The 25,342-nt window shown below is 42.4% G+C and carries 25 protein-coding genes; 12 read left to right on the top strand and 13 right to left on the bottom strand.

Translation table 11 applies throughout. The features are described from left to right. Window positions 1–60 precede the first annotated feature (60 nt). Window positions 61–1,806 carry a M14 family zinc carboxypeptidase gene (locus BMX50_RS05480; RefSeq protein ID WP_091208868.1) on the top strand — a complete coding sequence of 582 codons (1,746 nt, stop codon included), beginning with the start codon at window positions 61–63 and terminating at the stop codon, window positions 1,804–1,806. After that, window positions 1,807–2,436 carry a rhomboid family intramembrane serine protease gene (locus tag BMX50_RS05475; RefSeq protein ID WP_091208865.1) on the top strand — a complete coding sequence of 210 codons (630 nt, stop codon included), beginning with the start codon at window positions 1,807–1,809 and terminating at the stop codon, window positions 2,434–2,436. It abuts the gene before it with no gap. On the opposite strand, the gene BMX50_RS05470 is transcribed toward BMX50_RS05475, so the two are convergent. Further along, the gene (locus BMX50_RS05470; RefSeq protein WP_317040866.1) at window positions 2,405–3,421 is read right to left on the bottom strand and encodes a hypothetical protein; all 1,017 of its coding nucleotides are present in this window, start codon (window positions 3,419–3,421) and stop codon (window positions 2,405–2,407) included. The genes BMX50_RS05475 and BMX50_RS05470 overlap by 32 nt on opposite strands. Window positions 3,422–3,448: 27 nt before the next feature. Between BMX50_RS05470 and BMX50_RS05465 the strand changes: the two genes are divergently transcribed. Both BMX50_RS05465 and BMX50_RS05460 read left to right on the top strand, forming a co-directional pair. Beyond that, window positions 3,449–4,459: a dipeptide epimerase gene (locus BMX50_RS05465; protein WP_091208861.1), complete on the top strand. Its 1,011-nt coding sequence runs from the start codon at window positions 3,449–3,451 to the stop codon at window positions 4,457–4,459. Between the two features lie 87 nt (window positions 4,460–4,546). Further along, window positions 4,547–4,732 (top strand): CsbD family protein, encoded by a 186-nt coding sequence (locus BMX50_RS05460; protein WP_091208858.1) that lies wholly within the window; start codon window positions 4,547–4,549, stop codon window positions 4,730–4,732. A gap of 29 nt (window positions 4,733–4,761) precedes the next feature. On the opposite strand, the gene BMX50_RS05455 is transcribed toward BMX50_RS05460, so the two are convergent. Continuing rightward, on the bottom strand, window positions 4,762–5,307 hold the full coding sequence (locus tag BMX50_RS05455) for a Uma2 family endonuclease (protein ID WP_091208855.1): 546 nt from the start codon (window positions 5,305–5,307) through the stop codon (window positions 4,762–4,764). Window positions 5,308–5,405: 98 nt separating this feature from the next. On the opposite strand from BMX50_RS05455, the gene surE reads away from it, so the two are divergent. The 3 genes from surE to lpxB are packed head-to-tail and all read left to right on the top strand — an operon-like array spanning window position 5,406 to window position 7,563. Then, a complete protein-coding gene (surE, locus tag BMX50_RS05450; protein WP_091208853.1) occupies window positions 5,406–6,179 on the top strand; it encodes a 5'/3'-nucleotidase SurE in 774 nt (257 codons plus the stop codon). Between the two features lie 2 nt (window positions 6,180–6,181). Further along, window positions 6,182–6,445 (top strand): hypothetical protein, encoded by a 264-nt coding sequence (locus tag BMX50_RS05445; protein WP_091208850.1) that lies wholly within the window; start codon window positions 6,182–6,184, stop codon window positions 6,443–6,445. Window positions 6,446–6,447: 2 nt separating this feature from the next. Next, window positions 6,448–7,563 (top strand): lipid-A-disaccharide synthase, encoded by a 1,116-nt coding sequence (lpxB, locus tag BMX50_RS05440; RefSeq protein ID WP_091208847.1) that lies wholly within the window; start codon window positions 6,448–6,450, stop codon window positions 7,561–7,563. 127 nt (window positions 7,564–7,690) lie between these two features. Here lpxB and BMX50_RS05435 read toward each other — a convergent pair whose 3' ends face one another. The 5 genes from BMX50_RS05435 to BMX50_RS05415 form a co-directional block, all read right to left on the bottom strand. Then, complete coding sequence (locus BMX50_RS05435) at window positions 7,691–9,478, bottom strand: DUF885 domain-containing protein (protein WP_091208844.1); 1,788 nt, start codon at window positions 9,476–9,478, stop codon at window positions 7,691–7,693. 46 nt (window positions 9,479–9,524) lie between these two features. Further along, complete coding sequence (locus BMX50_RS05430) at window positions 9,525–9,779, bottom strand: Txe/YoeB family addiction module toxin (protein ID WP_091208842.1); 255 nt, start codon at window positions 9,777–9,779, stop codon at window positions 9,525–9,527. Beyond that, window positions 9,776–10,087, bottom strand: coding sequence for a type II toxin-antitoxin system Phd/YefM family antitoxin (locus BMX50_RS05425; protein WP_244280869.1), 312 nt, complete (start codon window positions 10,085–10,087; stop codon window positions 9,776–9,778). Before BMX50_RS05425 ends, BMX50_RS05430 begins: the two co-directional genes overlap by 4 nt. Before the next feature lie 38 nt (window positions 10,088–10,125). Next, complete coding sequence (gene uvrA / locus BMX50_RS05420; protein ID WP_091208836.1) at window positions 10,126–12,972, bottom strand: excinuclease ABC subunit UvrA; 2,847 nt, start codon at window positions 12,970–12,972, stop codon at window positions 10,126–10,128. A gap of 215 nt (window positions 12,973–13,187) precedes the next feature. Beyond that, on the bottom strand, window positions 13,188–13,958 hold the full coding sequence (locus BMX50_RS05415; protein ID WP_091210329.1) for a lytic transglycosylase domain-containing protein: 771 nt from the start codon (window positions 13,956–13,958) through the stop codon (window positions 13,188–13,190). A gap of 246 nt (window positions 13,959–14,204) precedes the next feature. Between BMX50_RS05415 and BMX50_RS05410 the strand changes: the two genes are divergently transcribed. After that, a complete protein-coding gene (locus BMX50_RS05410) occupies window positions 14,205–15,623 on the top strand; it encodes a pseudouridine synthase (RefSeq protein ID WP_091208834.1) in 1,419 nt (472 codons plus the stop codon). 81 nt (window positions 15,624–15,704) lie between these two features. Beyond that, complete coding sequence (locus tag BMX50_RS05405; RefSeq protein WP_091208831.1) at window positions 15,705–16,838, top strand: lactonase family protein; 1,134 nt, start codon at window positions 15,705–15,707, stop codon at window positions 16,836–16,838. Window positions 16,839–16,986: 148 nt separating this feature from the next. Here the strand turns inward: BMX50_RS05405 and BMX50_RS05400 are convergent, their stop codons facing one another. The 4 genes from BMX50_RS05400 to BMX50_RS05390 form a co-directional block, all read right to left on the bottom strand. Continuing rightward, complete coding sequence (locus BMX50_RS05400; RefSeq protein ID WP_091208828.1) at window positions 16,987–17,469, bottom strand: hypothetical protein; 483 nt, start codon at window positions 17,467–17,469, stop codon at window positions 16,987–16,989. A gap of 49 nt (window positions 17,470–17,518) precedes the next feature. Continuing rightward, window positions 17,519–17,686 (bottom strand): hypothetical protein, encoded by a 168-nt coding sequence (locus BMX50_RS34440; protein ID WP_167667819.1) that lies wholly within the window; start codon window positions 17,684–17,686, stop codon window positions 17,519–17,521. A gap of 179 nt (window positions 17,687–17,865) precedes the next feature. After that, window positions 17,866–18,450, bottom strand: coding sequence for a non-canonical purine NTP diphosphatase (locus BMX50_RS05395; protein ID WP_208864654.1), 585 nt, complete (start codon window positions 18,448–18,450; stop codon window positions 17,866–17,868). Between the two features lie 23 nt (window positions 18,451–18,473). Continuing rightward, window positions 18,474–19,067 carry a hypothetical protein gene (locus BMX50_RS05390; protein ID WP_091208823.1) on the bottom strand — a complete coding sequence of 198 codons (594 nt, stop codon included), beginning with the start codon at window positions 19,065–19,067 and terminating at the stop codon, window positions 18,474–18,476. Between the two features lie 177 nt (window positions 19,068–19,244). Between BMX50_RS05390 and BMX50_RS05385 the strand changes: the two genes are divergently transcribed. After that, a complete protein-coding gene (locus BMX50_RS05385) occupies window positions 19,245–20,714 on the top strand; it encodes a peptidylprolyl isomerase (RefSeq protein WP_091208819.1) in 1,470 nt (489 codons plus the stop codon). Window positions 20,715–20,718: 4 nt separating this feature from the next. After that, complete coding sequence (locus tag BMX50_RS05380; RefSeq protein ID WP_091208816.1) at window positions 20,719–21,681, top strand: AAA family ATPase; 963 nt, start codon at window positions 20,719–20,721, stop codon at window positions 21,679–21,681. Window positions 21,682–21,982: 301 nt separating this feature from the next. Here the strand turns inward: BMX50_RS05380 and BMX50_RS05375 are convergent, their stop codons facing one another. Next, window positions 21,983–22,846 (bottom strand): Cif family virulence factor, encoded by an 864-nt coding sequence (locus BMX50_RS05375; RefSeq protein ID WP_091208813.1) that lies wholly within the window; start codon window positions 22,844–22,846, stop codon window positions 21,983–21,985. Window positions 22,847–23,119: 273 nt separating this feature from the next. Between BMX50_RS05375 and BMX50_RS05370 the strand changes: the two genes are divergently transcribed. Continuing rightward, a complete protein-coding gene (locus BMX50_RS05370; RefSeq protein WP_091208811.1) occupies window positions 23,120–23,794 on the top strand; it encodes a hypothetical protein in 675 nt (224 codons plus the stop codon). A 16-nt stretch (window positions 23,795–23,810) separates the two neighbouring features. Here BMX50_RS05370 and cysS read toward each other — a convergent pair whose 3' ends face one another. Then, window positions 23,811–25,277, bottom strand: coding sequence for a cysteine--tRNA ligase (gene cysS, locus BMX50_RS05365; protein WP_091208808.1), 1,467 nt, complete (start codon window positions 25,275–25,277; stop codon window positions 23,811–23,813). Between the last annotated feature and the right edge of the window lie 65 nt (window positions 25,278–25,342).

Here is a 25,342-nt window from a genome sequence, read left to right as displayed (position 1 = left end):
ATTGTGCGCCTGCACAGCTAATTGGCGTTCTTAAACTATATTTGAGCAACGTATTTACTTATGAAGATAGTTTTTGCTGCCCTTATTATCTGTTTTGTTACCTTCTCTGCCAAAGCTCAGCTAACCCCTTTTGAGTTAAGTAAGGATAAAAATTATACGGCCACCTATGCCCAGGTAATTGACTACTACCAAAAGCTAAATAAGCTATATCCGCAGCAAATGAAGCTGATCAACTATGGCACAACCGACGTTGGCAAGCCGTTGACACTCGTTGTACTTTCAAAGGATAGGATATTTGATCCGGCGGTAATTAAAAAGCAAAATAAGAGGGTGTTGCTTATTAATAACGGCATCCACCCCGGCGAGCCGGAAGGTATTGATGCCAGTATGATGCTGGTGCGCGATATGCTTAAAAATAATACACTGCCAAAAGATGTGGTGATCTGCCTCATAGCCCTGTATAATATCGACGGCAACCTTAACCGCGGTCTGAGCCGTGTAAGCCAGAATGGCCCATCTGCTTACGGTTTCAGAGGTAATTATCGTAACCTTGACTTAAACCGGGATTTTATCAAGGCCGATAGCCGCAATGCTTTGGCCTTTACGCAGATCCTTACTACCTGGAAGCCTGAAGTGTTTTTAGATAATCATACCAGCGATGGTGCCGATTACCAGTATGTGATGACGCTCATTGAAACCCAAAAGGAAAAGCAAAACCCTATCCTTGCCGATTATACTACCAAAACGCTGACACCGTATCTGTACAGCAAAATGAAAAAGAGTGGCTATGAAATGATTCCTTACGGTGCCGGTGAAGAGGGTTTACCGGATTCGGGTATAGTAAGTTTTTTGGAAACCCCGCGTTTTGCTACCGGTTTTACAGCCCAGCATAATATCATCAGCTATATCACCGAAACGCATATGCTTAAACCTTTTGATAAGCGCGTGTATGCCACTTATGATTTTATGCAGCATCTTATTGAAATTAATCAGCGCGATGCAAAACTAATTGGCGAACTAAAACGCAAAGCCGATGAGCAGGTAACCGATCAAAAAACTTTTGCATTAAGCTGGGCGGTTGATATGGACAAGGTTGATACCATTACCTTTAAAGGCTACGAGGCTGGCCATAAAACCAGCGGAGTGAGCGGATTGCCAAGGCTGTATTATGATCGCGATAAACCTTACACCAAAACCATCAAATATTTTAATACCTATAAGGTCACAGCCACTGCCAATAAACCGGTGGCTTATGTAATTCCGCAGGCCTGGGGTAAGGTAATTGATCTGTTTAAGCTAAACGGTGTGCAGATGAAACAGCTGGCTCATGACACCACGCTTAACCTGCAAATGTATTATATAGCCGATCTGAAAACGCCGGCACGACCTTTTGAGGGGCATTATCTGCATACCGGCGTGAAGCTTAACCCAGTGGATATGCCGGTTAAATTTTATACCGGCGATTATGTGGTGTATACTAATCAGCCAATAAACCGTTATATCGTGGAAACGTTGGAACCGCAGGGTGTCGACTCGTTTTTTGCCTGGAACTTTTTTGATTCGGTACTGGGCGAAAAGGAGTATTTTTCGGATTATGTTTTTGAGGATATAGCTGCCGATCTGCTTAAAAAAGATCCCTCAATTAAACAGAAACTGGACGATGCCAAAGCGAAAGATCCGCAGCTGGCCAATAATGCCGGTGCGCAATTATTCTTTGTTTACCGCAATTCGCCTTACTTTGAAAAAACTTTTATGCGCTACCCGGTAGGCAGACTTTTAACTAATACCAAACTCGACCTTAAATAAATGGAATATTTACAAACGGCCCCGGTGGCTTGTGCTATTTTCGCAATAACAATTATTACTTCGCTTTTAGCTTTTTCAAACAATAACCTTTATGGCCGCATGATGCTGCATCCTTATACCGTTTCGCGCGGAAAGGATATCCACACCATCATTACCAGTGGGCTCATTCACCGCGACTGGATGCATTTGTTTTTCAATATGCTGTCGTTTTATTTTTTCGCGTTCGGGTTGGAGCCTTTATTGGGACATGTTCAATTTGCCATTTTATATACCATAAGTTTGATTTTGAGCGATATGCCTACTGTACTTAAGCATAAAGATCATTACAGCTATTACAGTTTAGGAGCTTCCGGAGCAGTAAGTGCGGTTATTTTTAGCGCGATATTATATAATCCGCTGGCCCAGATGATGATATTGCCAATCCCAATTCCTATCCCAGCAGTGATATTTGGCGTATTGTATTTAGTATATTGTCATTATGCCTCAAAATACTCGCGCGATCAGATCAACCATGATGCCCACTTTTATGGTGCACTAAGCGGCTTAATGATCACCATTATATTTCATCACGAAATTTTGCCTGATTTTTGGCAGCAGATTACAATGGCAGTTTCAAATCTTGGCCATTAATAAACTCCCCATCCGCATTAAACAAAAAGCTCATAGGCTTCTCGGGGTTCTTGATGATCTCTAACAGCAGGAACCCCCAGTTTTTCCAGAAGTTTTCCAGTACCTGTCCGTAAGTTTTGTTCATCCAGTCGTCAAACAGTGGTTTGCTGCTGGTACCACGCAAGGGCAGGGCCTCTAATGATATAGTTTCGCCAATAGTGAAAATATCATACTCCGGCAGGCGGTTAAACAAATATGCTGAGTAAAAGAACCTGGCGTTTAACTCTTCAAACTGGATAGGATGCAGTGTATGATCTGCAATTTTATCTAAAGCCTCTTTATGATAACGTGCATTGGCTCCGTTATCCTGCAGGCATAGGATCAGGCCAAAATCTTTTATCCTTAATGAAAAGGTAAGCGTGTTGATTTCATCGCGATAGCCAAAAACGTTTTCAGCATTATCTACCTTAAACAATACGAGGCTGTAAGGTTTAAAGCCATCAAACTCGACCGGCAAATTGAGGCTTTGCAGCATCATGTGCAGGTTGTTGAACTTATGGATGATAGATTGAGATATATTAAATTCTTCGCCTTGCGAATGTTGCAGTTTAATGCCTGCCTGAATCTCGTTAAAAATAATTCCGTACAGCAATTTACCAGCCCACAGAAATAATTTATCCTCATCAAGCGCTTTCAAGGCCTCATAACCGGTATCAAAAGCGGCCGCAATTTCGTTTTCGAGCGGTTCAAGATAGCGTTCGTTAACTTCGGCGGTGCAGGGTAGCTTTAGGTCTTTATAAGTTGCCATACTTTCGTCGAGCAGTTTAAAAGGCTTATTTTCCAGTTCATAACGGCTCATGAGCCATTGCGGAAATACCTGGATCTGTTCCTCGGGCGAATTAAGGTTTTGCCCTGTAAGGAAACATTTATTGTTGCTGAAATTGAAATTGGTGAACGGTGAATAAATTTGTGCCGGCATGGTCGCAAAGATAAGCACGATTTTCATACTAAAATTTTAGCTTTGGTTTTTAACATGGAACTGACATATCAACCCTACGAGCTTCAGCTGAAGCATGCTTTTACGATAGCCAAATTTTCGCGTACTTCTACCCCGGTTATGCTGGTACAGATCAATCACGAAGGTAAAACCGGCTACGGCGAAGCCTCAATGGTGCCCTACATGGGCGAAAGCCATCAAAGTGCTACCGAATTTTTGAGCAAGGTTGATACTGACCGGTTTAGTTATCCTTTTGATTTTGGAGCCATCATCAATTACCTCGACAGTATTGCTCCCGGCAACCCGGCAATTAAAGCAGCCATCGATATTGCTCTTCATGATCTCGATGGTAAACTAAAACAACAGTCTTGCTGGCAATTACTTGGCAGCAACCCCGCCCTGATGCCTGTTACCAGTTTTACCATAGGGATTGATACGCCCGAAATGATCATCAAAAAGGTAAAAGAAGCCGAAGGGTTTAAGGTGATCAAGGTTAAGTTGGGCAGAGATAGCGATAAAGAATTGATCAATACTATCCGGTCTGTCACTGATGTGCCGCTTTATGTAGATGCCAATCAGGGCTGGACAGATTTACAGCAAAGCCTGGATATGACCTACTGGTTGCATGAACAAGGCGTACAATTGATAGAGCAGCCCATGCTCAAAACCGACCCCGGTAGCAATGCCTGGCTTACCGAGCGCAGCCCTATTCCTATTATTGGCGATGAAGCTGTGCAACGATTTGAAGATGTAGAAAAGGCCAAGGGTGTTTATACCGGGATCAATATCAAACTGATGAAATCGGCAGGTTTGCATGAAGCAAAGCGGATGATTGACAAAGCCCGCGAGCTTGACCTGAAGATCATGATAGGCTGTATGACAGAAACCAGCTGCGCCGCCCTTGCCGGTTTGGCCCTCGCCCCGCAGGCTGATTGGGTGGACCTTGACGGCCCCTTTTTAGTAAGCAATAACCCTTATGTAATGCCCGGATTTAATGACGGGAAATACATACTGAATCACGATGCAGGGTTGGGCTTGAGGTTTTAAAACTTTTAGCTTCTATATAAATCCAATATTCTTCAAACCATCCCTACCTCACATCGGTTATCCTAATACATCTAAATAAAAAACATTATGGATAAGTTAGAAATAAAAGGCGGATGGAACGAGTTGAAAGGGAAAATCAAACAAGCCTACGGCGACCTTACCGACGATGACCTTACCTGGCAGGAAGGTAAAGATGATGAAACACTTGGCAAACTTCAGCAAAAAACGGGCAAAACCCGCGATGAGCTGGTGAAGTGGATCAATAGTTTATAAAATTGAAAGCTCCGGGAACGGAGCTTTTTTTATTGAAATAGTTTGGACACTTCAATATTAAAGCCACGCAATAACGCGGATTTAAGGATCTCGGTTAACTGTGCTTTTTGTTCCAGTATAAAAACTCCATTTTTAAGAATATATAAATCAACGTTTTGTTGAATAGGGTCAATGATGATATATTCTTTAACACCATATTTTTCGTAGGCGTCTTTTTTAGGTCGAAGATCATAGCAGGCATTTTTCTCCCATAAAATTTCAACAACCAGGTCAGGAGCGCCATAAATATAGTCCTTTATGATATCACCCCGCTCCTTTGAAATGTAAACAAAGTCGGGTTGAAATGAATTTTGATCATCTAATACAACCTCTATTGGTCCCATCAAATAAATTCCCTTGTTTTGCAATCGATCCTCACAATTCATAATCATTTGGACTAAATTTCCAAGCGCGATTTGATGGTCAACTGTTCTTGAAGGCCAATCAACAAGATAACCATTGATATATTGATAAGGTGCTCCAATGGGCATACTCATATATTCATCAAGGGTAATTTTCTTAGCTGCTGTTAGCATATCTAAATTTAATCAAAAACAACTTCATTCCAATGATTATTAATTCCGTCGAAACTATTATCCCCAGCTACATTGTTGAGGATTGTTAACTTTGCCTAATGAAAGTTACCAAACCAACCATACTTGTTGTAAATGATGATGGCATTACCGCGCCGGGAATTAAAGCCCTGATGGATGCCATGACCGATATTGGCCGCGTTGTAGTAGTTGCTCCCGATAGCCCGCAATCGGGAATGGGGCATGCCATAACCATAGGCAAGCCGCTACGGCTCGATCAGGTTGATATTTACGATGGTATTGAAATGTACCGTTGTTCAGGCACTCCTGTTGATTGTGTGAAGCTGGCTGTTAACAAGATCTTTAAAGGCCAGAAGCCCGATCTTTGTGTATCCGGTATTAACCATGGTTTAAATAACTCTATCAATGTGCTGTATTCAGGCACCATGTCGGCAGCGGTTGAGGGAGCTATTGAGGGTATCCCATCAATAGGCTTTTCTTTGGATGATTATACCTTACAGGCAGATTTTGAGCCTTGCATTAAGTTTGTAAAAGAACTTGCCTTGCAGGTTTTGGCCAATGGTTTACCTCAGGCCAGTTTGTTGAACGTAAACTTCCCCAATATAAAACATATTAAAGGCATTAAAATTTGCAGGCAGGCAGCTGCCAAATGGGCCGAAGAATTTGACGAACGTATTGATCCGCACAAAAGGCCATATTATTGGCTTACCGGTGTGTTTCAGCTAAATGATGGTGGTGAGGATACGGATGTTTGGGCATTGGAACAAGGCTATGCTTCGGTTGTACCAGTGCAGTTTGATATGACTGCCCATCACGTTATCCCATACTTAAACAACTGGAAATTTAACCTGTAGCTATGTTAAAGAAGAACGGCATATCTGCGGGCTTACTTATTGGTGCTATACTGCCGGGTATCAGCCTGTTTGTTTTTGGATTTCTGCTTAAAAATAAGTTTGTTTTCATGCACAAGCCTGGCATTCCCTATTTTGTCGCTTTTGCTATCAACCTGTTTATTATCCGTTACTTTTATGGTAAAGGGGCCGATAAAACGGGGAATGGCATTGCCATGATCTCGCTTTTGTTTATGCTGGCCATATTCATTTTTAAACTGCAATCCTGATAATGAAATACTACCTGGTAGCCGGCGAGGCCTCGGGCGATTTGCACGGAGCTAATTTGATGAAAGCCCTGAAGGCGCTTGACCAACAGGCCGACTTTAGGTTTTTTGGCGGCGACCTGATGCAGGCCGAGGGCGGCACACTGGTAAAGCATTATGCCGATATGGCCTTTATGGGCTTTGTGGAAGTGGTAGCTAACCTGCAAACCATTCTTAAAAACATGAAATCATGCAAGCAGGATATTTCGGCCTACCAACCTGACGTATTGATCCTGATAGATTTTCCGGGCTTTAACCTTAAAATAGCGGAGTATGCCAAAGCGCAAGGATTTTTGGTTTGCTACTATATATCGCCAAAGGTTTGGGCATGGAATCAAAAGCGGGTGCTTAAGATCAAACGCATTGTTGACCATCTGTTTTGTATCCTGCCATTTGAGGTTGCATTTTACAAAGAATGGGGAATGGATGTTGATTATGTAGGTAATCCGCTGCTGGATGCTGTTTCGGCATTTAAAGCAGATCCAGGCTTTCTGGAAAAGAATAATCTTAACGGCAAAAGCATTATTGCGTTACTGCCCGGTAGCCGTAAACAGGAAATCAGCAGGTTGCTGCCTGATATGATTGAAGCATCTGCTAATTTTCCTGAATATCAGTTTGTGATTGCCGGGGCTCCGGCTTTTCAGGCCGATTACTATGCTCCTTATTTAAACGGCGCAAAGATCCCGGTTGTATTCAATGCTACTTATGATCTGTTAAATCATGCGCAGGCAGCTATTGTAGCTTCAGGCACAGCAACACTCGAAACGGCCTTGTTTAATGTACCGCAGGTAGTAGTTTATAAAGGAGGGAAATTAACTATTGCTATAGCCCGCATGTTGGTGAAGCTCAAATTTATTTCACTGGTAAACCTGATCATGGACAAAGCTGTAGTTAAGGAATTGATACAGGAAGAGTGTACTGCTAACAAAATTATTGAAGAGTTAAATCTGCTGATCAACAACACCGGCTACCGTCAAACTATGCTCAACAATTATGATGAGCTTGATGTAAGGATGGGACAGCCCGGAGCATCAGCTCAAACGGCAAGGTTAATTATTAAATACACTGCTCAAGACAGTTAAAAAGGGGGATGCTGAATGGTTAAAGCCATTGGGCCTCTTTTAACTTTGGCCGGAATAAACGAAGCAATCCCTATACTACACAGACTGGCTTTGTAGAAAGGGGATTGCTTCGGCTTATAATTTCTTTTTATTGCTTCGCAGCCCAGGCGTCCATTTTAGCCTCAAAAACAGCCATCGGCATTGCACCGTCTTTTAGTACCTGGTTATGGAATTCGGCAATATTGAATTTGCTGCCTAACTGCTTTTCATATTTGCTACGCAGTTCGCGAATTTTAAGTGCTCCTATTTTATAGCTTAAGGCCTGACCGGGGATAGCCATATAGCGTTCAATTTCGGCAGTAGCACCCTGTTCACTGATGGCTTCGTTATCCATCATGTATTTAATAGCCTGCTCGCGTGTCATGCCTTTGGTGTGGATGGCAACATCAACTACCAAACGGATGGCGCGGTGAATTTCATCGCCTAAGGCACCCATGTGCTGGTATGGATCGGTGTATAAGCCCAATTCTTTACCTAATGATTCGCAATACAGCGCCCAGCCTTCTACGTAAGCAGTTTCACCGCCATCAAACCTGCGGAATTTAGGTAATGATGTGTTTTCCTGAGTCAGCGAGATCTGGTAATGGTGACCAGGAATAGCTTCATGCAAAAACAATGACTCCATACCCGATGTAGTATTAAACTTGGTAGCATCCAGTATCGGCACATAAAAAATTCCCGGACGGGTACCATCTGCTGAACCCTGGTTATACTCCGCACTGGCCGATGCCGCACGGAAGGCCTCTGTTTGCCTGATCTCGAATGGCGTTTTAGGCACATGATTAAACATCTTCTTCAGGTTTGGCTCCATGCGTTTATGAATGTTCTCAAAAGCATTAAGCACATCTTTAGGTGTTTTGTAAGGCGTAAACTTAGGGTCGGTTTTCATGTATTCAAAAAAAGCCTTCAGGTCGCCTTTAAAGCCTACGCTGGTTTTAATGCTATCCATTAATCCGCGGATACGGGCAACTTCTTTTAGTCCTAACTGGTAAATTTCTTCAGGAGTTTTATCGGTTGTGGTTTGCTGTTTAACTAAGTAGGTGTATTTAGCGGTGCCATCCGGCAGCGATGAAAATCCCGAAGTAGTACGGGCATGAGGCAGGTACTGGTTTTTCAAGTAATCGGCCAGTTTTTGGTATGTTGGGTTAACTATATCAGTGATAGCTTTTTTATAAGCCTCGGTCAGTTGTTTTTTATCGGCTTCTGAAAAGTCTTTCGGCATGTTGGTAACTGGTCCATAGAACAAGCTTTTTTCAACATTCTTTGATACAAGGTCCTGCATCTCGGGAACCATTTTAACAACCAGCGATTTTGGCAATACTACGCCCGCTTTGATGCCTTTGTTAAAATTGGAGATGGCAGTATCTGCCCAGATCTGGAAAGCTGATAAGCGTTTCAGCCAATCGTTATAATCAACAACGGTTTTAAAAGGCTGTGCGCCGGATCCCGAGCCCAATTGCCCCATGGTAATTGGCAAGGCATAAAACTGGTTGAAAGGCATATACTCAAAATGATACTTAAAGTTATCAAGCGCCAGCTGCACCTCGTAAGTAAAAATATCGTAGGATAGTTGATCGTCTGTATTTAGCTCTGCCCTTTCAAAGTTTTTCACTTTCGACAGGTAAACTGAGTTATAATCATACGCCTTTTTCAGAAACTCCGCAGAGCCATCATTAGGGAGCAGGTCGTTGTAGCGCCTGTCGCCAATGTAGGTGGCATTTAGCGGGTAAAGCTTTAGGCCATCCTGGAAATAATCTTCAAAAACTTTGGCAAGATCCTTATTGGCTGGGATGGCGCTACCTGAATCTGTTGATTTTGGTTGATTGCAGGCGGCAAATGAACCTGCTATGAATAGCATGAGTAGTATTTTTTTCATGGAGAGTCAATTTAAAAAGATAAAGCTAAGAAAATGGAACGGAGATTTAATAATGGTATCTGCATTGCAGAATAAATATTGAGTCCGTTTCAACCCCATAGATTAACCTGTGTTCGAGGTTTATCCGGCGTGACCACCAGCCAGCTAAATTATGTTTTAAAGGTTCGGGCTTTCCACTTCCTTCATATGGAGGTCGTTCTATTTCTTTGATAAGAGAGTTAATCTTCTTTAAAGTGGCCTTATCTGTGGTTTGCCAATAAAGGTAATCCTCCCATGCAGGATTTTGGAAAATTATCTTCACTCTTCGATCAGCTTTCTTTCCTGACCTAACCCCTTTTCATACTCTTCAATACCTTGAAGTAATCTTTCTGCATTTTTAGGACTTTTCAAGAGATAGAAAGTTTCTTCCATGCTTTCATAATCGGCCTTTGACATCACGACGATATCTTCTGCATTAGCACTTGTCACAATCAAGGGCTTATGATCATTTCGCACCTTATCCAAAAAGGATTTGAGTTGTTGCCTGAACGTAGTGTATGTTGTGATCTCCATTTGAATGCTTTTTATAAAGATACAAAGCAAAAACGACATGTACAAGTTTCTGTACATGTCGTTTTTTTTCAAACTTACGAAGTTTTGACAGGTTACTACAACCCCATTTCCTTTTTAAGAAACTTGCCGGTGAAGCTGTTCTTTACTTTGCACAAGCCTTCGGGTGTACCGGAGAACAGGATATTACCACCGCCAGAGCCACCCTCAGGACCAAGGTCTATGACGTGATCGACCACCTTAATAACATCAAGGTTGTGTTCAATTACCAAAACGGTGTTGCCTTTATCAACCAATTGGTTAAGTACGCCTAACAATACGTTGATATCTTCAAAGTGTAAACCTGTAGTAGGTTCATCCAAAATATAAAAAGTGTTGCCGGTATCTTTTTTAGATAGCTCGGTGGCCAGTTTAACACGCTGTGCTTCACCGCCTGATAATGTGGTTGAAGCCTGGCCCAGGGTGATATAACCTAAGCCTACATCGTTCAGCGTTTTTACTTTACGGTAGATGGAGGGAATGTGCTCAAAAAATGGAGTCGCATCTTCAATACTCATATCCAGTACATCACTGATGGATTTGCCACGGTAACGTACTTCAAGCGTTTCGCGGTTGTAGCGTCTGCCTCCACATTCTTCGCAAGGTACCTGTACATCGGGTAAAAAGTTCATTTCAATTACCTTCATACCTGCACCCTGGCAAGTTTCGCAACGGCCGCCTTTTACATTGAACGAGAAACGACCGGGTTTATACCCCCTGATCCTTGACTCGGGCAATGCCACAAACAAATTGCGGATATCCGAAAACACCCCGGTATAAGTAGCGGGATTTGAGCGCGGCGTACGACCGATAGGGGTTTGATCTATCTCAATTACTTTATCAATATGCTCCAGACCCTCGATTTTTTCATAAGGCAAGGGTTGTTTTTTTGCCCTGAAAAAATGATGGTTGAGGATGGGGTATAAAGTTTCGGTGATCAAACTTGATTTACCACTGCCCGATACACCGGTTATACCGATGAGTTTACCCAGAGGAAAATCAACCGATACCTTTTTAAGGTTGTGGCCGGTAGCTTTTTTCAGGCTCAGGGTTTTACCATTGCCTTCGCGGCGTTTTTTAGGTACTGCAATCTCACGGTCACCGTTGATATATGATGTGGTAAGCGTATGCTTTTCCATTAACTGGGCCGGAGTACCTTCGGCAACAACCTGGCCGCCATGTACACCTGCTGCCGGGCCCATGTCAATTACGTGGTCGGCTTCCAGTATCATGTCTTTATCGTGTTCAACAACCAGTACGGTATTGCCTAAGTCACGCAGGTTTTTAAGTGCGTTGATCAAACGCTCATTATCACGCTGGTGCAGACCGATACTTGGCTCATCCAGAATGTACATCACATTCATCAACTGCGAACCAATTTGTGTAGCCAGCCTGATGCGCTGTGCTTCACCACCCGAAAGGGTTTTTGCAGTACGGTCGAGTGTTAAATAACTCAAACCAACGTCCAGTAAAAACACAATACGCGCGCGGATCTCTTTCAGGATCTCTTTGGCTATTACATTCTGACGTTCGTTAAGGCGGTCTTCCAGTCCATCAAACCATTCCTGCAGGTGGTTGATATCCATGCAGGCCAGTTCAAATATATTTTTACCATCTACCTTAAAATGCAGCGACTCTTTTTTAAGCCTGGCGCCTTCACAAACCGGGCAGGTACGGAGCACACGATAGTTTTCCATATCATCCATACCTTCATCGTTACGGCGTTCCTGCTGTTCTTCCAGCATCCGTATGATTCCTTCAAACGTGATCTGGTAGCTTTGAACGTTCCACTTATTGTATTCAACAGCAACACTTAAGGTTTCTGGCGCACCGTTCAGGATAATATCCAGCTGATCGCGGTTGAGTTTTTCGATAGGGGTTGACAACGAAAACTCGTATTTTTTTGCCAGCGATTTCAATACCTGGAAGATCCATGTTTCGCGGTACTCGCCAATTGGGGCTAAACCGCCGTTCATGATGCTCAGTTTCGGGTTAGGGATTACCGAAGCTTCATCCACCTCAAAAATATAGCCCAGTCCGTTACACTTTTCACAAGCGCCATATGGCGAATTGAACGAAAAAGTATTTGGCTGCGGCTCATCATACGAGATGCCCGAAACCGGGTCCATCAGGTATTTACTGTAATAAGATACGTTGTTGTCTTTATCGGCAATACGGATGATGCCTTTAGCGATTTTTAAAGCCTGCTGAACAGAGGTGTATAGGCGTTTGCTATCTTTTTCGCTAACTACCAGCCGGTCAACCACAATATCAATATCGTGAATTTTGTAACGGTCAACCTGCATTTTAGGTTCAACATCGGCAATGGCGCCATCAACCCAAACTTTTAGAAAGCCCTGTTTGCGGATGGATTCGAATAATTCGCGGTAATGGCCTTTACGGGCCTTAACTACCGGGGCCAGAATATTAACCGGTTGCCCGTCAAATTTTTCGCTGATGGTTTTCAGGATCTGATCTTCGCTCATGCGTTCCATCTTTTCACCAGTGGTGTAAGAGTAAGCATCGCCCGCACGAGCGAAAAGCAATCGCATAAAATCGTAGATCTCTGTAATGGTACCCACGGTTGAACGCGGGTTTTTGCTGGTGGTTTTTTGCTCAATGGCAATCACCGGGCTCAGGCCCGATACTTTATCTACATCCGGCCTTTCCATCCCGCCCATAAACTGGCGCGAATAGGCCGAAAATGTTTCCATATAACGGCGCTGACCTTCGGCATAAATGGTATCAAATGCAAGGGATGATTTACCGCTGCCGCTCAACCCGGTAATTACCACGAGTTGGTTGCGCGGAAACGAAACATCTATATTTTTCAGGTTATGCACCCGGGCACCATAAACTTCAACTTCACTTTGCTCGCCCAGGTCAACAAGAGGTTTTGTACTCATATATTATTAATATGGATTTATTGACTTTGTTTGAAGCTAATTATTATAGTTGTCAGTTTTTTACAAAACGCGACTTTCCTAATATTTTTGGCTTAAACTATCAATAGTTTGCTACAAATATAAGCAAAAAAGGCCGGTTATCCACTGTGGATAACCGGCCTCAAAGTGCTCCGTAATGTAATCTTTTAATTAATTTACAGTATGATTACCTGTCATTAATTAATTGCCAGCAATTGCGATGCAGGCGGGATATAAAAATAGTTATCATACCCGTGCTCTTTTGGCTGCTCAATAACTGCTTTCATGGCAATCAGCTTATAAACGTATGAACCGGTTTCGCGGTTCAGCTTCATGCGAAAGTAGTTATCTTCTTTTTGCTTGTTAATAGCCCGCGCTAATTTGATCGAGCCATTGTTGTAAGCGGCAGCCGCCAATGTCCAGCTGTTAAATTCATCGTATAGTTCTTTGATATACTTGCAGGCTGCAATGGTTGACTTGCGAAGATTTTTCCGCTCATCAACACCATGGCCTACTCTAAGTCCGTAGGTACGTGCTGTACCCGGCATAAATTGCCAAAAACCCGACGCGCCTTTAGATGAAGTACCTGATTTAAGGCCTGATTCGACCAGAGGTACATACTTAAAATCTTCGGGGATACCATAAAACTTCAAAATTGGTTCAATAATCGGGAACCATAACTCGGCCTTGCGATGCAAAATATTACTTTGCACGCTTTTAAAGTCATGTTGCCTGAGCGATTTATTGAGTTTAAAGGTAACTCTTGCGTCATTAACTGGTAAAGCTTCATCGGCAAAGTTGTAAGCAACTGCTTCTGCGCTTTTAAGAAAAATAAAATCTGAGGTTCGGGGGCTTAAAGCTGTCTTTTTTGCGCCTTTTTGGGTAACAATTTTACCGAAAATATTAAGCCCGGAAATGAGAACCAGCACCAGCGTTACGGAGCACGTAAGTAAGTGTTTTTTAATCATTTCTTGTCCTATCATTTAACTATACATTTGGTAGAATGCGCTGCAAAGGTATGTCATACGAATCACATAATCAAATACTTACCATTTTGCTAATTTTTTTAGATGTGGTTTTCGGTTCAAAAACCGCCTTTAAAACCGTTTAAACGGCGATTTTGTTTGATGATATTTTTTTGATCTTTTTAGATAAAAATTGGCAAAAAAGCGTAACTTTGACCCTCACGCTGCGAAAGCGCTAAACAAAAAATTATGGTATTTAAGAGACCAGCAGGTAGTCGCGACGACAAACCCGGAAAGTCGTCATCAAGGAGTTCAAGATCCGACGACCGACCAAAAAAATCAGCATCAACCCCAAAGGGTAAAGCTACTCCAAACGGAGAGAAAAAAATACTTTCCAGACCGGAAAAAACATTCCAAAGCAACAGGTTCAGTGACGATAAGCCCAAAAGCAATTTTAGGGACGGATCATCATCTGGCGATAAAAGATCAGGCGCTAAGTCAAGGCCATATTCAGGTAGGCCAACAAGTGGAGGCGACGACAGACCAAAAAGAAACTTTGGCGGTGACAATACCGGCGAAAGGAAATCATTTGGTGGTGCCCCGCGCAAACCTTACAGCGGCAGGCCAACCGGCGATGATGAAAGGCCAAAAAGAAGCTTTGGCGGTGATGCACAAGGCGAAAAGAAACCTTACTCATCTCCGCGTACACGTTCATCAGCAAGCTTTGAGGGTAAACCTAAAAGAAGCTTTGGCGGCGATGCAGGCGGCGAACGTAAGTTTGCACCAAGAGGAACCGAAGGCGGCTTCAAAAAACGCGAAGGTGGTTTTAAGGAAAAATCACCATTTGGCGAAAGGCCTGCTCACAGACCGCATGACAGGGAGAACCAACAGGATGCTCCTAAAACCATGCGTGGCCGTAAAAATTCTCCCGCAAAAAAATCAGAAGATGACGGACTGATCCGTTTAAACCGTTATATATCAAACGCGGGTATCTGTTCACGTCGTAAGGCTGATGAACTGATTACGGCCGGTGTAGTATCTGTAAATGGTGAAGTGGTAACTGAGCTGGGCACTAAAGTGAACCCACTTAAAGACACTATTAAATATAACGGCGAAACGCTTAAACGCGAAAAAATGGTTTATGTATTATTAAATAAACCAAAAGATTATATCACAACAACTGATGATCCGCAAGAGCGCCGTACAGTAATGCACCTGGTTGAAAAAGCTACCCGCGAGCGTATTTACCCGGTTGGCCGCCTTGACCGTAACACTACCGGTTTGTTATTGATGACTAACGATGGCGATCTGGCTGATAAGCTTTCGCACCCGCGTAACAGCATCACCAAACTATACCAGGTTGAACTAAGCAAAAGTTTAAGCCAGGGCGATTTGAATAAATTAACTTTTGGCCTTGAGCTGGAAGATGGTGTTATTAAACCTGATTCGGTATCATACGTTACCGGAGGTTCAAAACGTGAGATAGGCATCCAGATTCACAGCGGCAAAAACCGTATTGTGCGCCGTATGTTTGAGCACCTTGGTTACGAAGTTGTAAAGCTGGACAGGGTGGTTTATGCCAACCTTACCAAAAAAGACCTTCCGCGTGGACGCTGGCGTTACCTTGATGAAAAAGAGGTGATCCAGTTAAAACACCTGATGAAATAAAAAAAATGCCCCGCTAATCCGCGGGGCATTTTTTTTGTCTATTTTACTATCTTGCACAGCAATAATCATCATTTATCAACCATGAAGAAATTTCTTTTGATCATAGCTATGCTTTCACCGGCACTCACATTCGCCCAAAATAAAAAAACAGGGCCTAAAACTTTCGACCTCGTGGTAGGTACCTACACCACCGGCAAAAGCAAGGGCATTGTAGTATACCGTTTTTACGCCGAAACCGGCAAGCTGGCCTACCTTAGTGAAATTGATGGTGTTAACAATCCATCATACTTAACATTAAGTGCCAACAATAAATTTATTTATGCTGTTAATGAATTGCCTAAAGGTGAAGTAAGCGCATTTTCTTTTGAGCCTAAAACCGGTAAGCTTACTTTCATCAACAAACAATCAACCTTAGGAGCAGATCCATGCCATATTTCGGTTGATAAAGCGCAGAAAAACCTATTGATCGCCAATTACTCAAGCGGGAATGTTGCGGTGATGCCTTTAAATAAAGATGGGTCGATAGCTAACGGCATGCAAACTGTGCATGATGACGGGCATAGTGTAAATAAAGAAAGGCAGGAATCGGCCCACGCGCATATGGCGATATTAACACCCGATGAAAAATATGTGTTGTACAATGACCTTGGTACCGATAAGATAAATATTTTCCGTTATCGCCCTTCCAAAGAACCCCGCATTGAGCCTGCAACTCCGGCATTTGTAAGTGTTGCTCCCGGCGAAGGCCCAAGGCACCTGGAGTTCTCGGCCGATAAAAAAACTGTTTACCTGGTAACTGAAATGGGATCAAACGTAATTGCGTTTGATTATAACAACGGGAAGTTGAAGCAAAAGCAATCTATTACCATGCTGCCTGATGGCTTTAAAGGTCAAACAGCAGGCGCAGCTATCCACTTGTCGCCCGATGGCCGTTTCCTTTATGCTTCAAACCGTTTAGAAACCAATGAGATCAATATCTACTCAGTAAATCAGGAAACAGGCTTGCTTACCTTTGTAGCACGCCAATCAACTTTTGGTAAAAATCCCCGTGATTTTGCTATCGATCCAACAGGTAACTTCCTGATCGTTGCAAACCAAAACAGTGATAATATGTGGGTTTTCAGGATAGATCAAAATACCGGAAAACTTAACCAAACAGGTATAAAAGTTGATATCGGTAACCCGGTTTGTTTGAAATTTGCACCAGCGGAATAAGGTGAAAGGACAAACGTAAAAGGCGAAAGGTTTTTGCCTCGCGCTGAAAGTAAAAAAGGCGAAGTCGGGATATTCCGAACTTCGCCTTTTTTATTTTATGGACTGGAAAGGAGCCTTTAACCTTTCGCCTTTGACCTTTAACCTAAAATTACGGGTTTTTAGTAAACGAATAAACAATATATCCGGTACTGTTACCTACGGTAACCGGCGATTTCAAGGTCATTGCTGATCCGTCATTATTTGCAATATCCAAACGGTAGCCTTCGGCTACATTTTTGGCTTTATCGCCTTCGTAAAGTTTTTTGAACTGGAATTGGGTGCCGGTTGTGCCGCCGTTATAAACCGACCAAAATATGGTTTGCGATGTCCCGTTGGTTAAAGTGTAAATGCCGTTGCCGCTGTTGGTAAGCTTCCATGTGCTGCCAACAAAAGCTTCGGGAGGTGCCTGGTCAAATACGCTTTGTACTGCATTTTGTACAAGGCCATCATAACTTACGTTATTGCAGGTCCAGGTGCCCACAAATTTACCGCGCGAAACATTAGAAGTAGTAGTGTTTTTAGTTGTTGAACAGGCCGAAATGACCAGAACAAGCGAAAAGATTGCGATTGAGGTTTGAATTAACTTTTTCATGACAGTATATTTTATGCATAAATAGCATAAATCCTGCCAAAATGCACAATTATAAATTTACAGCCTGCTGCCGGGTGCGTTTTTCTAATTCGTTTAACCTTTTGTTTATAGATTCGGCAATTTGGTCGGCCTCCCGAACTTTTTTAAGGCTATTAATAAACTTGGGATTGGTGTCCCTGTCCGATAAAATTTTACCGATCCGCTTGATAATGTTCATAGGTTACTCCTTATAGCTCTATTTTACGGGGTAAACACAGGGAAGGTTGCATTATTTTTTAAAATATTGAATAAAATCCGGTTAAACGTTTTATCTGACAGGAACTAAAAAGCGATTTAGAAAAAAAGCTTGTAAAATAGTGTATTTAAGTATAAGTTAATAAGTGATGGATTGCCCGCTTATTTGCCTGCCTGGTTTAAAAATGCGATCAGTTGCTCCATAGCTTTTGCGCGGTGGCTGATGGCATTTTTTTCGCTCATGCTCATTTCAGCAAAAGTTATATCATAACCCTCAGGCTCAAAAATAGGATCATAGCCAAAACCGCCGTTACCACTCACCTCTTGCCGGATAGTGCCCTCAACCGTTCCGTCAAAAAAGTGCTCGTCCCCATTCCAAATCAATGAAATTACGGTACGAAACCGGGCTTTGCGGTTGGTCTCGCCTTTCAGGTTATCAAGTACCTTGCTGATGTTAGCTGCATGGTTGCCATGCGTGCCGGCATACCTGGCCGAGTATACGCCCGGCTCTCCATTCAGGGCATCTATTTCAAGGCCACTGTCATCGCCGAAGCAGTTAAGCTTATATTCGGTATAAACATGATGGCTTTTGATAGAGGCATTGGCTTTAAAAGTAGTGCCGGTTTCTTCAATATCATCATAGCAGCCAATATCTTGCAGGGTTAAAAGCTGAATGGCCCCATTGAGCTTGGCCGAAACCTCATCCAATTTATGACGGTTATTGGTAGCGAAAACTAATTGCTGCATAGTAATTTAATGATGAGTTTGCTTTATAATGTTTTTACCAGTTCCCAAAAGGCTTTTTTATTATCCACATTATCCATCATTTCATCAAACGAATATGTGTAAAGCACGGTAATTCCGTTTGAGGTTACCGGTTTATTGGGTTTAAGCACTTTGATGTCGTGCGGAAGTGCGTCTCCTCCCAAAACAAGCACTTTGGTTGGCTTAAAAAATGGCTTCAGTTGGCTAAATTTAGTTTCACTGTAATTAGCCAGGTTAAATATAGCTACATCATCGGGGCCAAGTTCTTTGCGTTTAAGGATGTTTTCGAGGGCTGTTAAATGCCCTGCATTTATAAATTCGTCGGTTTTGTAATGTGTAATTACCAGGAAGTTCTTTAGGTTTTGGCCCTTATACTTAAACCCGGCAACCGGCGTTTGTATTACAGGCTGAGGTTCAGGAGCTAAAGAAGGGCTGGTTGTTGCAGGTGCGGGTGTTATTTGTTCAATAACAGGAGAAGATGATTCTGCTGCAGTGGGTTCTGGTTCAGCGATTTTATCATACAACATTTTATCTGCATTAAGCAGGTAAAGCTCATCCTCTAACAAAAAACGAAACGCGGCCGGGTTCTCAACTTTCACTTTAACAAATTTTAACCAAAAGTAGTTAAACGATCTCAAGCTTTATAGGCATATTAGCACAATTATAGTCAGCTGATTTTATAGAAAATTTTGTTCGGCTATAATTAATAAATTTTACCGAAATTCGTAGTTTTTAACGGGTTAACTATCCCGTTTTATTTAGCATAACAGCGTTACATGAGAAAGTTAGGAGTATTAGTACTAAGTTTTATTTTAACAATAACATTTGCAAAGGCACAGGTAGCATCAGATACGTCGGCAAAAAAACTGGTTAAAGCCGATTCGGTTATTGCCACTACACCCGGCAAAACGCTTGATAAAATTGCAGCAGTAGTTGGGAGCAGCCCGATATTGCTATCAGATATTGAATTGTCATACGCTAACTTTCTTGTTCAGGGTAACCAGCCGGATCCATCGGTTAAAGCCCGTATTTTACAAACACTGTTAACTCAAAAACTGTTGGCACAACAGGCTGCTATTGATAGTATTGAGGTAAAAGAAGAAGATGTTGATGCTAACGTTGACCGCCGTATGCGCGAAATGACACAACGTGCCGGCGGACAGGAAAAACTGGAAGCATTTTTAGGCCGGTCGGTTATCCAATATAAAGATGAGATCAGGCCTGACCTGAAAGAGCAAATGGTTGCTCAGAAAATGCAGCAGCACATTACCGAAAAACTGAACGTTACACCTCAGGATGTTAAAAAATATTACGACGGAATCCCTAAAGACAGCTTGCCTTCATTTAACAAAGAAGTTGAAGTGGGTGAAATTGTTTTTCAGCCTAAGTTAACTAAAGAAGAAAAAGACCTTTATAAAGCTAAAGCCGAAGAGTTAAGGCAGCGTGTTAAAAAAGGTGAAGACTTTGGTACATTGGCAAGGCTTTACTCGCAAGACCCGGGCTCGGCACCAGAGGGTGGTGACCTTGGTTTTGCCGACCGTACCACTTTTGTAAAGGAGTTTACAGCTAATGCCTTTAAATTAAAAGCAGGTGAGATTTCGCCGGTATTTGAAACAGATTTTGGTTTCCACTTTTTGCAGGTGATTGAACGCCGCGGTGAGCAGGTGCACGTAAGGCATATCCTGGTTACACCGATAGTTACCCAGGCAAGTTTAGACAGGGCGAAGGCCAAGGCCGATAGTATTTACAATTTGCTTGTAAAAGATAAAAACATGGCTGTTGACTTTTCAAGCGCGGCGGCATATTACTCAGACGATAAGGATACCAAATACAACGGCGGTATGATGCTGAATGCCGAAGATGTACAAAGCCGTTCAACCTTTATCCCTACCGATAAGCTTGACCCTAAAGTGGCGCTTATTACCGATACCATGAAAGTTGGTAGCATTTCAAAGCCCGATCTGTTTACCGGTGCCGATGGTAAAAAAAGCTACAAGATCTTGTTGCTTAAATCGGCTACCAACGCCCATAAAGCTAATTTAGAACAGGATTTTCCTAAGCTTAAGGAGTATGCCTACAATGATAAGGTAAACAAAACAGTATCACAGTGGTTTGAAAAACGCCGCAAGGAAACTTTCATCAAAATTGATAAAGAGTATCAGCAATATGATGTGCTGAAGAAATGGGTAAACACCAATCCTACACTGGTAATACCCGAAACCAAAATCAAATCATCATCTAAATAATTTTATGCAACACCGTTCTGATGTTGAAGCTGCAGACGCTTTAAAGCAGGCCTACCAGCAAATTCGTGCCGAAATAGGTAAAGTAATTGTAGGCCAGGATGAAGTGATCAAATTTGTGCTGATCTCTATTTTCAGTAACGGGCATTGTTTATTGGTTGGTGTACCTGGTTTGGCAAAAACCTTACTGGTGCAAACGGTATCGCAGGTGCTTGATCTTGATTTTAAAAGGATCCAGTTTACCCCCGATCTGATGCCGTCAGACATCATCGGCTCTGAAATATTAGGTGAAGACCGTAACTTTAAATTTATCCCAGGACCGGTTTTTTCAAACATTATCCTGGCCGATGAGATAAACCGTACGCCGCCAAAAACACAGGCAGCCCTGCTTGAAGCGATGCAGGAAAAAGCGGTAACCGCAGCAGGCATTACACACAAGCTTGCGCAGCCGTTTTTTGTACTGGCTACCCAGAACCCGATTGAGCAGGAAGGTACTTATCCCTTGCCAGAGGCCCAGTTGGATAGGTTTATGTTTAACGTAGCCTTAAGCTATCCTTCATTTAAAGAGGAGCTGCAGGTTGTTAAAAACACTACAAGCACGCATAAAACTGAGGTTAATAAAATATTGAATGCCCAGCAGATCATCTATTTTCAGCAATTGGTACGTAATATCCCGGTTACTGATAATGTGATGGAATACGCGGTAAAGCTGGTATCAAAAACCCGCCCCAACAGCGAGTTTGCCACACCGCAAATTAACCGTCTGCTTAGCTGGGGTGCCGGGCCAAGGGCATCGCAGTTTTTGGTATTAGGTGCTAAATGCCACGCGGTGCTTAACGGCAAATATTCGCCCGATATTGAAGATGTACAGGCTGTAGCTAAACCTATTTTGAGCCATCGTATAGTACGCAGCTACCACGCAGAAGCTGAAGGCTTATCTGCAGCTGATATTATTGAGCAGTTGTTTTGATTTTAGCGATCAGAGGTTGGAAATCAGAGATTAGTTTTGGTATCAATCATAATAAAAGAAAGGCCTTGCGATACCGCAAGGCCTTTCTTTTATCGCTTTTGTCCGTCCTCACGGACAACCTACCGTCTCCTTGCTGTTTGATAATTTTCCGTGCATGCGTTGTCACATGAGGACACTGGCGCCCGGAATAGTTTATAAAAGAAGAGCGCCTTGTGATAAATCGCAAGGCGCTCTTCTTTTATTTATGAAGTGTATTCAAACTAGTCTCTGATCTCCAACCTCTAATCACCAAATCCGACGATTACTCATTCTCAATCGGCGAGAAAATTTCAAGCAGGATATTCCACCTTTTTGCTTTGTCAATTTCCCATACCCTTACATAGTTATAGTTGCCAACAACATTGCCTTTGGTGATGCGGGCATGGCCATAGGTATAAGCAAGGTCGTTACTTGCAGCACGGCCACCGTCTGTTGTTTCGGCAGTGATGCTTATAGCTTCGTTGTTAATAAACTTCATTACTACATCGGTTCCGGTCATTGGCGGAAAGCCGGGGAAGTAGTAACGGCCCTCCGGACTTAAAAACTCCTTGTAGCTGGCCATGGCCGATAGTGTTAAGCCATGATTGAAAGTTTTATCGGTACCTATAATAACATTTTTAGCTCCAAATGGGTCTTTACTTGGGCCTGAACGTTGCGCGGGATCTGGCTCTTTAAAATCGGTAACGGCTTCTTCTTCGGCTTCGGGGTGCTGGATGCCGAGATCCATCAGTAATTTGAACTTACCATCGGTATTAGTACGCCAGATAGATACATAATCGCCATATACCTTGTCATCATCGGTTTTGCCATTTTGATATACATAAGGGCCGGCGGTGAATGCCAGATCACCATTGGCAGAGATACGGGCAAATTTGGGTTCCCAACTTAACTTGCCGGCCTGTTTATCTATTTTGCTATAAAAGTCAACAATTTTAACAGCATCCGGCTTAAATATAATGCCGTCAGGGTCGGCAACTGCCAGGAAGCCGTCTTTTATTCCTTTACGTTCAACTAACTTATCAAAAGCTTGTTCAACACTAACTACCTTGTTTACATTAACAGCATCCTGCGCCATGGCAAAAACACTATAACCAATAAATGTAGCAGCTAATATTATTTTCTTCATATTTATATTCGGGTTTTAGGGAGCAATTTAGTAATAAATTTTAAGTGGGAAACGCAATAGTCAAAATGCATTAAGCAGGTACCATAATTTAACAATAGAATTATTTTTTGCTTTATGCTGAAACGAAGATATGGTCGAATAATTGCGGCAAAGGGGTTTGATCATCTGAAATACGCGTAAATAATTAAATTTACTTATGCTGAGTGAATAAAAATTAATTATCTTCATAACCAATCACATCTGTTTTTGTTTAAACCAATATAAATTGCTTTCATGAAAAATTATAAGCTATACTGCCTGTTTGTATTCATATTTCTTTGCGCACAAGCTAAAGCACAATATCTTTCTGATTACTCGGGCAGGCCGTATTTTTTACCAACCCATGATGACGTACAAGGAAATCCTTTACTTACCGATACATGGTTTAAAGGCACAGTTGAATTTGTAAATGGTAAAACAGCCGCCGCTGTATTGGATTACAATGCTTACGGAGATGAATTATTGTTTAAGAACCCTAAGGACTCATCAGTACAGGCATTTGTTGATCCGGTTAAAGGTTTTACATTAAAGGATGCGGCAATTGAAAATAGTGACGCAACTGATTTTAGTTTTAGCAGTGGTTTTCCACCTGTAGATGATCAAACAACCAAAACTTTTTACATGGTTGTAGGCGAGGGAAAAGTTAAGCTATTAAAATATTACAAGAAAAGAGTGGTTGAATCGCAGGATTTCACGTCGATGATTAAAACGAAATCATTTTTGCTGGCAAATGCTTACTACCTTTTCAACAACAATCAAATGACCAAGATTAAACCGACGCAAAAAAACATCCTTGATGCATTGAGCGATAAGGCGGATAAAATGCAGCAATATGTTAAAACCAATAAAGTTGACTTTAAAAGCGATGTTGCATTAGCCAAACTATTCAGCTATTACAACTCGCTTTAAAATATAACCGGTATTATCAGGCCTTGCTCCAGGTTGTGCCTTCCTTACTGTCTTTTAACTGAAAACCTATCTGTGATAAACCGTCGCGGATCTTATCTGAGGTAGCATAATCTTTATTAGATTTTGCTTCGCTGCGCAGATCTACAATAAAGTTTAACACCTTGGGCAAATCGTCATTGGCTGCCTGTTCGTTTTGTAAGCCAAGTACCTCAACCACAAATAAATTCATCAATGCAGTTAACAGCTCAAGATTAGCAGCATCAATTTTCATTTTGCCATCATATACCGAATTGATAATGCGCGACGCTTCAAATAACTCGGCAATTAAAACCGGGCTGTTAAAATCATCGTTCATAGCCGCGTAGCAGCGTTCCATTAACGGCGCAATTTCAACTTCGGTAGTAGCAGAGGCTTTTAAGCCGTCGTTAAGCAGTGCAAAGGCATTCATAAGGCGTTTAAAACCTTTTTCAGACGCTTCCATGGCCTCGTTACCAAAGTCGAGCGTACTGCGGTAGTGCGCCTGCAACATGAAAAACCTCACCGTCATAGGGCTGTAGCCTTTGTTCAGTATAGAGTTTTCGCCGCTGAACAGTTCATGCGGAAGAAAGCTGTTGCCCAATGATTTTGACATTTTTTGCCCATTAACCGTAAGCATATTGGTGTGTACCCAGTAGTTTGCCGGGTTAGTGCCGCAGCAAGCCACGTTTTGAGCAATTTCGTTGGTATGGTGCGTAGGTACAAGATCAAGCCCGCCACCGTGAATATCAAAGTGACTGCCAAGATACTTCTGGCTCATGGCCGAACATTCCAGGTGCCAGCCCGGAAAACCTACACCCCATGGCGAAGGCCATTTCATCAGGTGCTCGGGCTTTGCTTTTATCCACAGGGCAAAATCAAGTTTGCCATGCTTTTCCTGCTGACCGCCAAGTGTACGGGTATTATTTAAAAGGTCTTCAAGGTTACGGCCACTTAATATGCCATAGTCCTGGCTTTTGTTGTATTTTTCAACATCAAAGTAAATAGAACCATCAACCTCATAGGCATAGCCTTTTTCAAGAATGGCTTTCACCATCTCTATCTGCTCAATAATATGCCCGGTTGCAGTAGGTTCAATACTTGGTGGCAGGTTGTTTAATACCTTCATTACATCCCTGAAACCAACAGTATATTTTTGCACTATCTCCATGGGCTCAAGCTGTGCAAGCTTGGCCTTTTTTGCAATTTTGTCTTCGCCCTCGTCGCCCGCATCTCCTTCAAGGTGGCCGGCATCAGTAACGTTGCGCACGTAGCGCACCTTGTAGCCAATGGCTGTAAGGTACCTGAATATAAGGTCGAAAGATATATAAGTACGGCAGTTGCCTAAGTGAACATCGCTATAAACAGTAGGCCCGCAAACATACATGCCAACATGCGGCGCGTTAATGGGCTTAAATAATTCTTTTTTACGTGTTAAAGTGTTGTAAACAAACAAATTTTGTTGCATGAGCGCAAACTTACGATTTTTTCAATTTCAAGCTACCGCCCGTTAGCTTTCGGCTTTATTTTTAC

Source organism: Mucilaginibacter gossypiicola (assembly GCF_900110105.1).
GTDB lineage: Bacteria > Bacteroidota > Bacteroidia > Sphingobacteriales > Sphingobacteriaceae > Mucilaginibacter > Mucilaginibacter gossypiicola.
This window is presented reverse-complemented; position numbering and strand designations above follow the sequence as displayed.